This is a genomic window from Arthrobacter sp. P1_A5, from assembly GCF_056406825.1.
Window position 1 is genome coordinate 15,091 of record NZ_JBFTZL010000024.1, and the last position, 15,091, is coordinate 30,181.

10 protein-coding genes and 1 tRNA gene are annotated in these 15,091 nt (G+C 65.3%); 7 read left to right on the top strand and 4 right to left on the bottom strand.

Annotation, left to right across the window (positions count from 1 at the left end; all coding sequences use genetic code 11):
- Nucleotides 1-132 precede the first annotated feature (132 nt).
- Both AC1D1S_RS06510 and AC1D1S_RS06515 read right to left on the bottom strand, forming a co-directional pair.
- A complete protein-coding gene (locus AC1D1S_RS06510; protein WP_476994016.1) occupies nucleotides 133-1,914 on the bottom strand; it encodes an ABC transporter family substrate-binding protein in 1,782 nt (593 codons plus the stop codon).
- A gap of 427 nt (nucleotides 1,915-2,341) precedes the next feature.
- Nucleotides 2,342-3,046 carry a class I SAM-dependent methyltransferase gene (locus AC1D1S_RS06515; RefSeq protein ID WP_243180955.1) on the bottom strand — a complete coding sequence of 235 codons (705 nt, stop codon included), beginning with the start codon at nucleotides 3,044-3,046 and terminating at the stop codon, nucleotides 2,342-2,344.
- A gap of 275 nt (nucleotides 3,047-3,321) precedes the next feature.
- Between AC1D1S_RS06515 and AC1D1S_RS06520 the strand changes: the two genes are divergently transcribed.
- On the top strand, nucleotides 3,322-3,831 hold the full coding sequence (locus AC1D1S_RS06520) for an alpha/beta fold hydrolase (protein WP_476994024.1): 510 nt from the start codon (nucleotides 3,322-3,324) through the stop codon (nucleotides 3,829-3,831).
- Nucleotides 3,832-4,916: 1,085 nt separating this feature from the next.
- Here the strand turns inward: AC1D1S_RS06520 and AC1D1S_RS06525 are convergent.
- On the bottom strand, nucleotides 4,917-5,537 hold the full coding sequence (locus tag AC1D1S_RS06525) for a hypothetical protein (RefSeq protein ID WP_476994017.1): 621 nt from the start codon (nucleotides 5,535-5,537) through the stop codon (nucleotides 4,917-4,919).
- A 262-nt stretch (nucleotides 5,538-5,799) separates the two neighbouring features.
- Here AC1D1S_RS06525 and fdh point away from each other — a divergent pair, with 262 nt between their 5' ends.
- From fdh to nrfD, 3 genes are read left to right on the top strand one after another with little or no spacing between them, the layout of a single operon-like run.
- Nucleotides 5,800-9,087, top strand: a complete 3,288-nt coding sequence (gene fdh, locus AC1D1S_RS06530; RefSeq protein WP_476994018.1) for a formate dehydrogenase — start codon at nucleotides 5,800-5,802, stop codon at nucleotides 9,085-9,087.
- A complete protein-coding gene (locus tag AC1D1S_RS06535) occupies nucleotides 9,088-10,098 on the top strand; it encodes a 4Fe-4S dicluster domain-containing protein (RefSeq protein WP_476994019.1) in 1,011 nt (336 codons plus the stop codon). It begins immediately after the preceding gene.
- On the top strand, nucleotides 10,095-11,186 hold the full coding sequence (nrfD, locus tag AC1D1S_RS06540) for an NrfD/PsrC family molybdoenzyme membrane anchor subunit (protein ID WP_476994020.1): 1,092 nt from the start codon (nucleotides 10,095-10,097) through the stop codon (nucleotides 11,184-11,186). Before AC1D1S_RS06535 ends, nrfD begins: the two co-directional genes overlap by 4 nt.
- A 17-nt stretch (nucleotides 11,187-11,203) precedes the next feature.
- Here nrfD and selD read toward each other — a convergent pair whose 3' ends face one another.
- Complete coding sequence (gene selD / locus AC1D1S_RS06545; protein ID WP_476994021.1) at nucleotides 11,204-12,229, bottom strand: selenide, water dikinase SelD; 1,026 nt, start codon at nucleotides 12,227-12,229, stop codon at nucleotides 11,204-11,206.
- Nucleotides 12,230-12,273: 44 nt separating this feature from the next.
- Between selD and AC1D1S_RS06550 the strand changes: the two genes are divergently transcribed.
- The 3 genes from AC1D1S_RS06550 to selB form a co-directional block, all read left to right on the top strand.
- Nucleotides 12,274-12,368: transfer RNA gene (locus AC1D1S_RS06550), tRNA-Sec, on the top strand.
- A 35-nt stretch (nucleotides 12,369-12,403) separates the two neighbouring features.
- Complete coding sequence (gene selA, locus AC1D1S_RS06555) at nucleotides 12,404-13,735, top strand: L-seryl-tRNA(Sec) selenium transferase (RefSeq protein ID WP_476994022.1); 1,332 nt, start codon at nucleotides 12,404-12,406, stop codon at nucleotides 13,733-13,735.
- A gap of 3 nt (nucleotides 13,736-13,738) precedes the next feature.
- Nucleotides 13,739-15,091, top strand: a 1,353-nt coding sequence (gene selB / locus AC1D1S_RS06560; RefSeq protein ID WP_476994023.1) for a selenocysteine-specific translation elongation factor, incomplete at its 3' end; no start/stop codon positions are given.

Below are 15,091 nucleotides of genomic sequence, written 5' to 3' on the forward strand. Positions count from 1 at the left end.
GCGGAGTTTGGCCGGTTCCCGCCGATGTGGCGGCGGGACCACGGCATCGTCAGGGATGTCGCCAGAAAGGCGCCGGGACCGAAGAAGCTGTGGTCCCGACGCCTTTCCAGCAGTGTTACTTGGGGTCGCGGGCTACTTCTGCGCCCATTCCCAGAAGTTCCACCAAACGCCGGTCTGGTTCGGCATGTACTTCACACCGGTGATGCGGTCGCTGTACGCGTCCACGCCAACCGACTGGAACAGCGGCAGGCCGTAGGCCGAATCCCAGATCATCTTGTCGATCTGCGCAACGAGGCCGTCCTGTTTGCTCTTGTCGGTGGTGACAATCAGTTCGTCCATCAGCTTGTCGGCTGCGGGGTCGCTGAACTTGTTGAAGTTGGAGTCGTTGCCGGACTTGAAGATCTGCGGAACGCCGGAGACGCCGACACCCGAGTTGCTCCAGCCAAAGATGGTGGCATCGTAGCTGCCGTCACCGAGGGCCTTGCCCCAGTCAGACTTGCCGAGGCCGCCGTCGACGATCTTGAAGCCGGCCTTGGTGGCGGACTCGCTGATCAGGGAGAAAGCGTCAACACGGTTGGGGTTGTCCTTGTTGTACATGATGCGAACTTCGGGGGTGGCGCCGTTGAGGAGCTTCTTGGCACCCTCGATGTCCACACCCTGGTAGGAGGAGGAACCGTTGTTCTTGGCCGAGTCGGCGTACGGGGCCTGGTCCGGAACGAAGAGCTGGGAGTCAAGCGGTGCAGCCTTCGGATCCAGCTTCTTGACGATCTTGTCGACGATGTCCGTACGCGGGACGGCCTTCATGAACGCCTCGCGGACGTTCTTGTCGGCAAACGGGCCCGAGTAGTTCAGGTCGATGTGGTCGTACGCGAGCTGGTTGCCGACGTCGACCGTCACGCCCTGGCTTTCGAGTGCCTTGAGCTGCTCCACGGTGTCCGCGGATGCCTGCGGGGCGATGATGTCGGCCTCGCCGTTCTTGAGAGCCTGGACCTGGGCGGGTGCCTMACCGATGTAGCGGACGGTGATTTCGTCCAGATTGGCTTCCGGTCCCCAGTTGTAGTCCTTGTTCTTGACCATGGTCAGGGACTGGTCCTGGTTGATGGTCTTGACGAGGAACGGGCCATTGGAGAGGTACAGGCTCGGATCAGCCGGCAGGGTCTTCGTGTCAAAGCCCGTGTTCCACATGTCCGCCATAGCCTTGAGCTGGGCGTTCGCCGGCTTGGGGGCCTTGGAATCGCCGCGGGGCATGCCCTTCAACAGGTCAATGAACGCCTTGGTGTCCGCCAGGCCTGCCTTCTTGGCCAGGACGTGGGCGGGGATGTCGATGCCGGGGCCGCCGATGGCGATTTCCCAGTCCGCGAAGGGCTTGGAGTACTTCAGCGTCATGCTGCGGCCGTCGTCACCGAGTTCCGGGAAGTCGGTGAGGGCGATACCGGTGGGGTCACCGGCGTAGGAGAAGTAGGACGTTCCGGTCTTACCTTCCGCGTCGGCGTCGTTGTAGTAACCGGAGAAGGCGGCCCACTGCAGCACAAGGTCGGCCGCGGTAACAGGAGTGCCGTCGGACCACTTCACGCCGTCGTTGATGGTGTACTTCACCGTCAGCGGATCGTCAGAGACCTTTTCCATCTTGCCGAACTTCTCATTGCGGACAACGTTGAGCTTGTTGTCGATGTAGAAGAAGCCCGAGTGCGTGGCGTAGCTGACCTTTGAGTTGATGTCAGTGTTTCCATCGGCCGTGTTCGGGTTGAACGTGTTGAACGCGTTGACCTCTACTACGGTTGCCGATCCGCCTTGCTTGCTTGCTGCCGCCGCAGTGGTCGGGGTTGTCCCGCCGCTGTTGCCCGCGCAGGCGCTGAGGGCGATGGCAGCTGCTGCCGCCACGCCCACTGCTTTGGAAATACGACCCAAGCGCATTCCGCCTCCTTGTTTCTGTGGTGTGGGTGAGACCGGCGCCGAAGGCGCCAGACAGACGTCCACACTCCCCCAGCGGCAGTGTGGCCCGTCTCACATGGCATGAAGCGTAACCCCAAAGGCCGTTCGGAGCCACCAAAGTTGACTCACCGTAAAGTTCGTTATGGAGCTGCAACATTGGGCAGGTTCCGCAGGCCCAGCTTTCCCACAAAACGTTGACGGCGGCGTAACAAAAGGATAAAAGCGCCGCACACAGGAAAAGCACCGATACGAGAATCGGGGCTCCTCCAGTTAATCCTTAATTACTTGGCAGAATTACCGCGCTGCCGGGCGGCGAAGAGCCACCTTCTCATCAGTTGACCATCGCGACAGGTCGTTGGCTTGAACTTGGGACGGCGGCGGCTCGTGTCCTCACGTCCCTCAGCTGCCATCAGCCGGTTTCGAGGACAAAGAAGATAAAGGACAGGAATGCTGTCTTCTCACCGGTGAGGATGCGCGGCGGAAGGAGTTCGTGCGGCGTGTCTGGAGATGGCCCTGGTTCGCTCACGGTGGCGACGCGGTATCCCGCCGATGTGAAGGCGTTGATCATCGCGTGAAGTGGTCGGTGCCAGAAAGTCAGAACCGCAGGCTCGCCATCGAACTCGTAATCCTCCGAGTACTGCCGGATGGCGAAGTAGTCCTCGGCTGGTTGGGTGATCACGCTGACCGTGGGGTGGTTGACCGACAGGATCAGACGACCGCCCGGCTTCAGCACGCGCCGCAGTTCGGCAAGCGGCGCTGACCAGTCCTCCAGGTAGTGCAGGACCAAGGACGAGACAACGTCGTCGAAGGAGCCATCCGCGAAAGGGAGCGGCTTGCTGAGGTCGGCCAAGTAGAGATCCGCGGTTGCGCCCAGTCGCTGTCTTGCAAATTCGAGCATCGCAGGACTGGAATCGAAGCCGGTCATGATCGCGCCCTTCGCGCTCAGTGCCGCGGACAGGGGCCCGGAGCCGCACCCTGCATCCAGGACCCGGTGGCCGTCGACGTCGCCGGCGAGGCCAATCATCGCCGGCCGCTCGTAGTAGGCGTTGAGGAGGCTGGACTCGTTTTCCGCCGAGTAGCTCCCGGCAAAACTGTCATAATGGTCGGCTTTCACGGATCCTCGCTCTCGGGTAAACGCTCATGGTCAGTATGGTCGGCCCGATCCTAACAACCTGGCCGTAAAGCGCGTAAGCATCGCCCGTAGATAACAGATTCGGTTTCGTTCGTTGGATCAACGCGGTTGGTCTGTTCTGATGGTCGAAATGATTACCGTGAGCCAGAACGCCTGCCTCGATAGTTTATTGTCGGCGGGTGCAGCAAGACTGAGAACGTGAAGATTGTCCTGATACCGCCTCTGCTCTGCTCTTCTCTTGCGAGAACGTCGGCGACATTGCTGTTCTCGGAACAAGCATGGGAGGGTACGTCGCCCTTGAAGTCATCCGACAAGCGCCAGATCGCGTCACCGCTCTCGCACTCGTAAGCACGTCCGCGCGAGCCGACTCCGCGGAGCAGCTCCAAGCGCGGGCGCGCCAGTCCGTGCGCGTTGAAGGCGGCCATTTCGACGCTGTTGTCGACGCCGCCTTCCCCGGCGTCGTCGCAGCAGACAACGAATCCGACGATGCACTCCTAGCCGCCTGGCGCGCCATGACCAGCCCAGTCGGTGCACAAGCCTTTCTCCGACAGCAGCAGGCAGTCGTGCAGCGCGCCGATCTCCGCTCGATTCTGCCGTCCAGCGCCTGCCCGACTGCGATCATCCACGGAGCCCAGGACCGCCTCATCCCTCTGAACGCTGCCGAAGAAATGGCAGAAGCGCTGCCCACGTCCCGGTTCACCGTCGTCGAGGGTGCCGGCCACTCCCTGTTCCACGAGCACAGCCCGCCGCGCACGGGACGCCGTTAGCTCCTGGCTTGAGTCCGCCTCATAACCAACCGTCCGTGAAGCCCTCACCCGCTCGCAAAAGCGCTAGCCGCCAAGAACACGTGTTCTTAGCGGCTATCGCTTTTGGCCTCAAGCAGATCAGAAACTAGACGTTGAAGCGGAACTCCACGACGTTCCGTAACGAATAAACGTCTCCGCCACCAGCGGTGCACGGTCGAGGACCTGTGGATTCAGGCCGCCGTTGGCAACCGCTGGCCCGCGATCTTTCCGCAACCCGCCCGCAGCATAGAACACAAGTCTGCTTTGAACTCCCTGCGCGGCCCTCGTCACACCGCTGCGCAGGTGGTCGGCCAGACGGGTGAACGACTCGGATGTGTTCGGGTGACCCAGCTGGCGCAGCTCGTCCGCGACAACGCCGGCATGCTCAGCGGCGCGGCGATCCTAGCTCGACGGCTTCCTTGGACGGGGCCTGGATGCGTCGGGCCACCACCAGCGATGTCGCGATCGGCGCTCAGCCCTGCGTTGGGCCTCGTCCAGATAGTCCTCGCGCGCCGCATCAAAGACCTCGTGAGGAAGACTCAGCGTTGCACGGCTCAACTGGCGTCCTACCAGCAGATCGCTGATTGCCCCCGGGATCTCCCGCATCCCCCGAGCACCTTTCACGGACCGCCTGAGCTGCACGCCCTGCTCCGTGAGCCGCATCCCCCACGATGAGTCGACCTCAGCAAGGCCGGAACCGACCAGGACCGCTATTGCCGTCTCTACCCGTTCCCGGGAAGGGACGTCGGCCTGCAGCATGTCCCACCCCGGCAGCAGCGCACGGAGCGACGAGGAGCGCCTCCCATCATGCAGCAGGGTCACGAGCGTTGCAGCGTCATCCATGTCTATGCGGTCCACGCCGTTCAGGCTAGCGCACTCCGAGCCGCCACCGCCTCGGGAACAATCACCGTCTCGGAAGAACGTTAAGTTCCCCAACACTTCGGCCGAGGATTCCCGGGAGGTACCGGAGCTGACTCAGACGTTAAAGCGGAACTCCACCACGTTCCGTCGCATAATAACCTCTTCTCCAAGCGGCGGGGAGCCAGCGGGCAGCTGAGCTTGCTGCCTTAGCTGACTCTCCCTCCAGGGGTGCGGGCCCGCAGGGTCGTCCTGTGTCGGTTGGATGCACGGGCAGACTGGACGATCACGACGGTGGCCGCGGCCACAACTCCTACGAACGCCAGGCCCGCAGCGATTCTCGTCGCCCGCCGGGACATGGTGGCCGGGTTGACAGGCTCGGGGGCACCCGCGGGAGCTTCGATGACGGGCACGTCCCAATCGTTCCCGGAGGGGAAGATTCCGGGCGGAAGCTCTTCCGCCCGAAGTTCGCGGCGGGCCGCGAGGCGGTTCCGGACTTCCTGATTCGGAGCGGGCACGACGGCGTCTGCTGCGATCGCAGTGGGGAAATCAAGGAGGTAGGGCTCACCATAGAACGCTGAAGAGGCGACGGATTCTAACCACGTGGCCGGCGGTTCCGCAACGCCGCGCGCGGCGAAGGYGGACCGCAGGCTTTCTAGGATCTCGGCGAGGCTTTTGCCTTCGGAGTCCTTGCTGGCCTCGAAAATAGCAAGTTGAAGCTGCAGCTTCACATCCGCAGCAGGGTCCTTAACGGTGGGGTCCTGCCCGGTAGGGTCCACGGTGAGTGGCTCAGCATTCACGGCGCCGGCCTTGCTTGGGTCAGTGTTCATGGGCTTCCTTTCATCGTGGTTTCCCGTCCCTGGTCCCGGGTGACAGCTACCAGAAATTCTAAAGCGGTGTGGCGGTCAGCGTTATCCGCAGTCGCACTCGTTGCGTCCTCCGAGCGGCATTCTCTGTCTGCATTCCCAATAATCGACATAACAAACGGGAAGAAGCTGGCAGGGGGTCTGTTGCGGAAACCATGACACTCGTTCCTCCACAGTCAGTACCCGCCCCCTGTTCCCCGGGGCCCTGATTGGGTAGGCTCCTTTCATGGCACGACGCAGTTTTCTTCAGTGGCCGGTCGTCCGGCAGTTGAGTACGGGCGACCTCTTGGGCCGCGGTCCGGCGGTGACATCCCCGCAGACCAGGGCCATTACTCCACGGACGGTCACCGCTGACCGCGTGGTGCAGAGCGTGTGCCCGTATTGCGCCGTGGGCTGCGGACAGCTGGTCTACGTCAAGGACGAAAAGGTCGTTCAAATCGAGGGCGATCCGGATTCGCCAATATCCCGCGGCCGCTTGTGCCCCAAGGGCTCTGCCAGTGAACAGTTGGTCAACTCGCCAGGCCGTCAAACCGGTGTGCTTTACCGTGCGCCGCGCTCCACCCAGTGGCAGCACCTGGACCTGGCCACCGCCGTCGACATGGTGGCGGACCGCTTCATCGAGACCCGCCGCAGGACGTGGCAGCAAGAAGACGAGGAAGGCAGGCTGCTTCGCCGCACGATGGGGATTGCTTCGCTGGGCGGGGCAACACTCGATAACGAAGAGAACTACCTGATCAAGAAACTCTTCACGGCTGCCGGTGCGGTACAGATCGAGAACCAAGCCCGCATTTGACACTCCTCCACGGTTCCCAGTTTGGGAGCCTCGTTTGGGCGCGGTGGTGCGACGCAATCACTGCAAGACATGGCCAATGCCGACTGCATCGTCATTCAGGGCTCCAACATGGCCGAATGCCACCCGGTGGGATACCAGTGGGTTGCGGAGGCTAAGGCACGCGGGGCTAAGGTCATCCACGTCGATCCCCGCTTCACCCGTACCTCCGCCGTCGCGGACAAGCACATTCCGATCCGGGCCGGCTCTGACGTCGTCCTTCTGGGCGCCCTGATTAACTACGTCATCACCAATGACCTCTGGTTCAAGGAGTACGTCGGCGCGTACACCAATGCGGCGACGCTGGTGCATGCGGACTACCGCGATGCCGAGGACCTGGGCGGCCTGTTCTCCGGTTTCGATCCGGAAAAAAGGGCTTACGACACGTCGTCCTGGGCGTACGCGGAACAAGGTGAGGGCGCGATTCATGAGCCCGGGCCCAGCCGCGAACACGGCGCCGAAGCGTCCGCCCGTGCTGCCGCCGACACCTTCGGCAGTGGCGGGCCGCCGCTGGAGCATGCCGAAGTTCAGCGGGACGACACCCTGCAAGACCCCCGGACGGTCTTCCAGATCGTCAAGCGGCATTATGCCCGGTACACCCCGGAGATGGTCCGGGACATGTGCGGCATCAAAGTGGCGGATTTCGAGTATCTTGCCCGCAGCATCACGGAAAACTCGGGACGCGACCGGACTACCTGCTTTGCCTACGCGGTGGGTTGGACTCAGCACTCCTTGGGAGCGCAGTTCATCCGGGCCGCGGCGATCCTTCAGCTATTGCTGGGAAACGTGGGGCGCCCCGGCGGCGGGATCATGGCCCTTCGCGGCCATGCCAGCATCCAGGGGTCCACCGACATCCCCACATTGTTCAACCTGCTACCCGGCTACCTGCCGATGCCCAGTGCCGGCCGCCACGACAGCCTCAGTGAATATCTGGCAGCCGTCGGGTCAAAACAGCAAAAGGGCTTTTGGGCCGACGCCGACGCCTACACCGTCAGCCTCCTGAAGGCCTGGTGGGGTGAAGCCGCGACCGCGGACAACGACTGGGCCTATGATTACCTTCCGCGGCTGACGGGGGCGCACGGCACATATGAGACCACTATGAGCATGCTCAAGGACGAGGTGGAGGGCTACTTCATCCTTGGACAGAACCCCGCAGTGGGCTCGGCCAACGGCCGGCTGCAACGGCTTGGCATGTCCCATCTGAAGTGGCTGGTGGTGCGTGACCTGAACATGATCGAGTCGGCCACCTGGTGGAAGGACGGCCCGGAGATCGAATCCGGCGAACTGCGCACCGAGGACATCGAGACCGAAGTCTTCTTCCTGCCCGCAGCCACCCATGTGGAGAAAGCCGGCTCGTTCACGCAGACCCAGCGTCTGCTGCAGTGGCGGCACCAGGCGGTGGCACCGCCCGGGGAGTGCCAGAGCGAACTGCAGTTCTTCTTCGAGCTAGGCCAACGGATCCGGGCGAAGCTGGCTGGCTCCGAGGACGAGCGGGACCGTCCGCTGCTCGACCTGACCTGGGACTATCCCACGGATGAGCACGGCGATCCGGATGCCGAGGCTGTGCTTGCGGAGATCAACGGCCGCCAACTGGCTGGACCGGACGCCGGTAAGCCCCTCTCCGCCTACACCGAACTTCGCGCCGACGGTTCCACGGCCGCTGGCTGTTGGATCTACACCGGTGTTTACGCTGGTGGCTCCAACCACGCTGCCAACCGTAAGCCTGGTCAGGAACAAGGGCCCGTGGCTTCGGAATGGGGCTGGGCATGGCCGGCCAACCGCCGGGTCCTCTACAACCGTGCGTCCGCGGATCCCGCCGGTAAGCCGTGGAGCGAGCGGAAGAAATACATCTGGTGGGACCAGGAGCAAGGAAAGTGGGTCGGCGACGACGTTCCCGATTTCCCGGTGGACCGGGCTCCGGGAAGCCAGCCCGACCCGGCCCTCGGCGGCCCTGCAGCCCTTAGCGGAGATGACCCCTTCATCATGCAGGCCGACGGCAAGGGCTGGCTGTTCGCCCCGAAGGGCCTTGTGGATGGGCCCCTTCCCACCCACTACGAGGCTCAGGAATCCCCCGTGGCCAACGCGCTCTACCCGCAGCAGCAGAGTCCGGCGCGGTTGGTGTTCCCGCACGCGGGCAACTTCAGTGCGCCAAGTGCCGGTACTCCCGGCGCCGACGTGTACCCGTACGTCTTCACCACGTACCGGCTTACTGAGCATCACACCGCCGGCGGGATGAGCCGCTGGCTTCCTTACTTGTCCGAATTGCAGCCGGAGATGTTCTGTGAGGTTTCGCCTGAACTGGCTGCCGAGCGGGGGCTTGAGCCCTACGGGTGGGCCACCATTATTTCGCCCCGCTCGGCCATAGAGGCGAAGGTGCTCATCACTGACCGGCTGAAACCCCTGGCCGTGGGCGGTCACACCGTGCACCAGATCGGGCTGCCCTACCACTGGGGCGTGGGCAGTAACGCCGTCGTCAGTGGCGACGCCGCCAATGACCTGCTTGGCGTGACGCTGGACCCCAACGTCCAGATCCAGGAGTCCAAAGTCGCCTCCTGCGATATCCGCCCGGGCCGCCGGCCGCGCGGGCAGGAACTGCGGGCACTGGTCGCCGCCTATCAGGCGCGGGCGGGACTGACCGCCGAGACCGGCAACCGCGCCATTACCAATCCGATGTTGGAGGACTAGATGGGCCAGCTGTCCGGACCGACCGACCCCACCGCCGATGCCCACTGGGAGCACAGCCATCCGCGGAAGGGCTTTTTCACCGACACCTCGATCTGCATCGGGTGCAAGGCCTGCGAGGTTGCCTGCAAGGAGTGGAACCATAACCCGCAGGACGGCAATCTGGAGCTGCTCGGGTCGTCCTACGACAACACCGGGGCGCTGGGCGCCAGCACTTGGCGTCATGTGGCGTTCATCGAGCAAGGTCAGGACCGCATTGTGGAGGCGCGGGAATCAGGCCGCGCCCTGGTGAGCCTGGGCATGCCGCGTATTGGTCCGCCGGCCACGGCATCGCCAGCTGCGACGGACCTGGCCGAGGCCGACACCACGCCCCCGGACACGGCAGACTTCAGGTGGTTGATGTCCTCCGACGTTTGCAAGCACTGCACGCACGCCGGGTGCCTCGATGTGTGCCCGACCGGAGCGCTTTTCCGCACCGAATTCGGCACCGTGGTGGTACAGGATGACGTCTGCAACGGCTGTGGAACCTGCGTCGCCGGATGTCCTTTCGGCGTCATCGAGCGCCGCGCCGATGGCTCGGTCAAGGTGGCCACCAGCAGGAACGACCAGCACGCCAAGCATCCCGCCGTCCCCAATGCGGGCATCGCTCAGAAGTGCACGCTGTGCTACGACCGGCTTGTCGCGGATGAGACCCCCGCGTGCGCCAAAGCGTGCCCTACGACGTCTATCAAGTTCGGCGACCATGACGACATGGTGGAGACGGCCAGGGAACGCGTTTCCAGCCTGCACGCGCAAGGTCTGACGGAGGCAAGGCTCTACGGTGCGAACGAAAACGACGGCGTCGGGGGAACCGGATCAGTCTTCCTGCTCCTCGACGAACCCGAGGTCTACGGACTTCCGCCGGACCCACGGGTACCCACGGCCGACCTTCCGCAGATGTACCGAAGGGCCGGCATGGCAATAGCGGGCATGGCCGCGGCAGTTGCAGTGGCATTCCTGGGAGGGCGTGCATGACCCTCTCAGAGTTCGACAGCTTCCGGCCATCGGAACCCGCCCGCCGTCGCCGGCGGGAGGGCAAACGAGGACCGGGCCGCCGCCCGGCCAATGGCGACGGCTCCCGGGAAATGCCCATGGTTCCCGAGCCGGAATTCAGCTCGTATTACGGCCGTCCGGTTGTAAAGCCGGCACCCTGGGGTAATGATGTGGCCGCGTACCTGTTMCTGGGCGGCGTTGCCGCCGGCTCGGCTTTGCTYGGACTCGGCGGCCAGTTGAGCGGGCGGCCGACGCTGCGCCGTAACGCGCGTTTGAGCGCTTTGGCAGCGGTAAGTGCCGGGGCTGTTGCGCTTGTGAAGGACCTCGGCAGGCCGGAGCGCTTTCTGCATATGCTGCGGACCTTCAAGGTCACTTCGCCGATGAGTGTGGGCTCGTGGATCCTCAGCGCCTTCAGCGCAGGTGCGGGGGTCTCGGCGGTTGCGGAGATCGACCGGATGAGCGGATCCCGGCTTCCGCTGGGCCCGTTGCGGAGCGTGCTGCGGGCTGTCGAGGGACCGGCCGGCTTCGAGGCCGCCGTCTTTGCCGGACCTCTGGCGGCTTACACGGCAGTGCTGCTCGGAGACACCGCCACACCGACGTGGAACGCTGCCCACGAGGAACTGCCGTTCGTCTTCGTAAGTTCGGCAGCCCTCGCTTCTGCCGGGCTCGCCATGGTCACCACGCCGGTGCGCGAAACGGGGCCGGCCCGGAAGCTCGCCGTGCTCGGCGTCTTAGGTGAGGTGGTTGCCATGAAAGTCATGAAACAACGGATGGACCCGGTGGCGGCGGAACCCCTACACCAGGGCAAGGCGGGCGCCATGCTGAAATGGAGCGAGCGTTTGGCGGTCGCCGGCGGGCTGGGAACACTGCTGGGCGGCCGACACCGCGGAGCGGCTGCGGCCTCCGGACTCGCGTTGCTGACCGCGTCCGCCCTGACGCGTTTTGGTGTATTTGAGGCGGGCCTCGCCTCGGCCAGAGATCCGCGGTACACCATCGAACCGCAGAAGACGCGGCTCGCCGCCCGCCGTGCGGCCGGAATCACCGACGACGCGATCACCACCGGCGGCTGAAGACGAATGGCCGGGTTTCAGCGGATCTCGATGCCCTGGCCCGCGATGGTGTGTCCGATGACTGGATGGCCCGGCAATTCACCGACGACGAGTAGCCCGCCGGAGGTCTGTGCATCGGCGAGCAGGAGAAGATCGTCCTCCGTGACGCCCGCGGCGGCACGCAGGTAGGGCCGCACCCAGTCCAGGTTGCGCCGCGTTCCGCCGGAGACAAACCCATCGCGCAACGCTTCCCGGGCGCCGTCGACGTGCGGCACCGCTTTCCGGTCCACCACTGCCCCGACCCCGGAGGCCCGGCACATCTTGTACAGGTGTCCGAGCAAGCCAAAGCCCGTCACGTCCGTGGCTGCCCGCACACYGGCCGCCACCGCATCCTCGGCGGCGTCGCGGTTCAGGCGCGTCATCGTCTTTACTGCTTCGGTGAACACTTCGCCGGTCTGCTTGTGACGGTTGTTGAGCAGTCCGACGCCGATCGGTTTGGTGAGCGTGATGGGCAGCCCGGGCCGGGCGGCGTCGTTCCGCAGCAATCGGTCGGGGTGGACGACGCCGGTGACCGCCATGCCGTACTTCGGTTCCGGATCGTCGATAGTGTGTCCGCCTATGACCGGGCACCCTGCCTCGGCGGCCACGCTCAGGCCACCGCGGAGTACCTCGGTCATCAATTCCAGCGGCAGTACGCCACGGGGCCAGCCGACGAGGTTAATCGCCATAATCGGGCGCCCGCCCATCGCGTAAATGTCGGAGAGCGCATTGGCGGCGGCGATCCGGCCCCAATCGAAGGCGTCGTCTACCACGGGGGTGAAAAAGTCAGCGGTGGACAATACGGCCAGGTCCCCACGGACCAGAACGGCGGCTGCGTCGTCGCCGCTGTCAAGCCCGACCAGCACATCGGCGCCGGGCTGGCCGGTGAGTCCGCGTACCGCTTCTTCGAGTTCGCCGGGCGGAATCTTGCACGCGCAGCCGCCACCGTGGGCATAGCCGGTGAGCCGGAGAGTTCCGGCAGCACCGGTACCGAGTTGCTGGACTGGCGTCTGGGCCTCGTTCACCCGCCTAGCGTACTCCTTCAGGCAACCCTGCTATATTGAGCCCCGGTGGCGTCCGGGTCCTGGTGGGCCCCCCGGTCTTCAAAACCGGTGCGGCCGAGCATCTCGGCCTGGCGGGTTCGATTCCCGTCCGCCACCGCCAACTTCCGGCCCGAGCGCCGCGAGCAGAGGAGGGCTGTGGACCCGGTCGATCCCCGGCGCCTGATTCCGCGCACCGATGACCTGCTGGCTCTGCCGGCCGTCTCCAAGGCCCGGAGCAGGCTGAACGAGCGCGTCATCCGCAACCTCGTTCGTCAAATCCAGGATCAGGCACGGCGTGGTGAGCTCCCGCCCGGACAAGTGGAAGGAACACTGATCGCCGCCGTAGCCGACCGCACGGCGACGACCCTTCGTCCGGTGCTCAACGCAACCGGCGTCATCGTCCATACCAACCTCGGCCGTGCTCCACTTTCTGAAGACGCGGTGGAAGCTGTTATCGCGGCCAGCGGCTACGTTGACGTGGAGCTCGACTTGGCAACCGGCAGCCGGAGCGGGCGCGGCGCCGGGGCGCGCGCTGCATTACTCGCCGCCTGTCCCGCGGCTGAGGATGCGCTGGTGGTGAACAACGGCGCCGCAGCGCTGGTGTTGGCCACGACTGCCTTGGCCGCCGGCCGGGAGGTGGTGGTGAGCCGCGGGGAACYGGTCGAGATCGGTGCCGGCTTCAGGCTGACCGACTTAATGGAGTCGACGGGGGCGAAGCTACGCGAGGTAGGTACGACCAACCGCACCCACCTACACGACTACGCCGGTGCTCTGGGGTCGAACACCGGGTGCGTACTCAAGGTCCATCCCAGCAACTTCCGGGTCGATGGATTTACCTCCACTGTCCCGTTGCACGAAATCAGCCCGCTGACCGTCGCCCACGGGGTACCTCTGGTGGCCGACCTGGGCAGCGGGCTCTTGTCGCCCGACCCTTTCCTGCCGGAGGAGCCGGACGCCGCCTCCGCCTTGGTGAGCGGAGCCGACGTCGTGATCGCCAGCGGTGACAAGCTACTCGGCGGCCCACAGGCTGGCTTGCTGCTGGGCCGCAAGGAAATCATCACGCGGTTGGCCCGCCACCCGCTCGCCCGTGCGGTCCGGGCTGACAAACTCGCCCTTGCCGCCTTGGAAGCCACGCTGGCGGGCGGCCCGCCGCCGGTTGTCCGGGCCCTGCACGCCGACGCCGGGCACTTGCAGCGCCGCACGGACCGGCTCGCCCGGGAACTCGACGTGCCCGTGGTGTCCCATGACGGTCGGGTAGGTGGCGGCGGCGCCCCGGGAGTGCCTCTGCCGGGATGGGCACTACGGCTCCCAGAGGGACTCGCAGGACTTTTGCGCACCGGTGATCCGGCTGTGCTGCCACGCGTCAACGATGGCTCGTGCCTGATCGATCTGCGCTGCATCGCCCCGGCGGATGACGACAGGATTCTCGACGCGATAYGGAAAGCGCTGGCAGCCTTCAAGGCCGCGGACGCAGGCGGGGTGGGCTGAGGAGTGTACGTCGTAGCCACCGCCGGGCACGTCGATTCCGGCAAAAGCACCCTAGTTCGCGCCCTCACCGGCATGGAGCCGGACCGTTGGGAGGAAGAACGGCGCCGCGGGCTGACCATCGACCTAGGTTACGCCTGGACCACGTTCCCGTCCGGACAGAATGTAGCGTTCGTCGACGTACCGGGCCACGAACGCTTCCTGGGAAACATGCTTGCCGGAATCGGACCGGCCCCGGTGGTCTGCTTCGTCGTCGCCGCGGACGAGGGTTGGCAGGCGCAGTCAAGTGATCACCGGGATGCCGTCGCTGCGCTTGGAATAGAACACGGCGTGGTCGTGCTAAGCCGTGCGGACCGGGCGTCCAGCCGTCGGATCGCGGACGTGCTCTCGCGGACCCGCACGGAGCTGGCCGGCACGGGCCTGAGGGAAGCCCCCGCAGTTGCCGTATCCGCTATTGACGGTACCGGTCTGGCCGACCTGCGTTCAGCACTCGACGGCGTCCTGGCCCGCGTGCCCGCCCCCGCCACCTCAGGGCGGGTCCGGTTGTGGGTTGACCGCTCGTTCACGATTTCCGGTTCGGGAACGGTAGTGACCGGAACGCTGGCGGCAGGAACACTCGAACGGGGTGACCGGCTCCAGCTGCTCAGCCACGACGGTTCCCGGGCCGTGGTGGTCCGCGGTTTGCAAAGCAGGGACACCGCCTTTGCGTCCGTGCAGCCCGTCAGCCGGGTGGCGTTGAACCTACGGGACGTTGCCGCCACGGACATCCGCCGGGGAGATGCGCTGCTGACCCCGGATGCGTGGCCCACGACCGGCGTCGTCGGTATTCAGCGCACGACAGGGTTGGCCTATACGGCTGTGCCCGAACAGCTCATGGTGCACGTTGGCACCGCGTCCGTGCCTGCCCGTTTACGGCCATTCGGCGCGGATCACGCCCGGCTCGTCCTTGACAGGCAACTGCCCCTCGTTCTCGGCGACCGGCTGGTGCTGCGCGACCCCGGAAGCCGGTCAGTGCTGGGTGGGGCGCGTATCCTCGACGCCGATCCGCCTGCCCTGCGGCGGCGGGGAGACGGCGCCCGCTGGGCGGAGCGGCTTTCCGGCCTCGACCCCGCCGGCGACGTGCTCGGTGAAGTCGCCGCCCGCGGAGCAGTTCGGGCAGAACACCTTCACCGGCTGGGGCTGTTGCCCGGTCCCGAGACGGCCGCGCCCCCGGAGGTCCAGGTCATCGGTGATTGGTGGGTGCATGCGCCTGTCCTCGAGGCATGGCAGGAACGGCTGCGCGCCGCGGTCCAGGCATTGCAGGAACGTGACCCGCTGGCCGCCGGAATGTCCTTGGGCGCGGCGCGGGACCTACTGCAG

What these genes read in the sequence shown, in the direction of transcription:
- AC1D1S_RS06535 (WP_476994019.1), top strand. Translation starts at nt 9,088, where the DNA reads ATGGGCCAGCTGTCCGGACCGACCGACCCCACCGCCGATGCCCACTGG.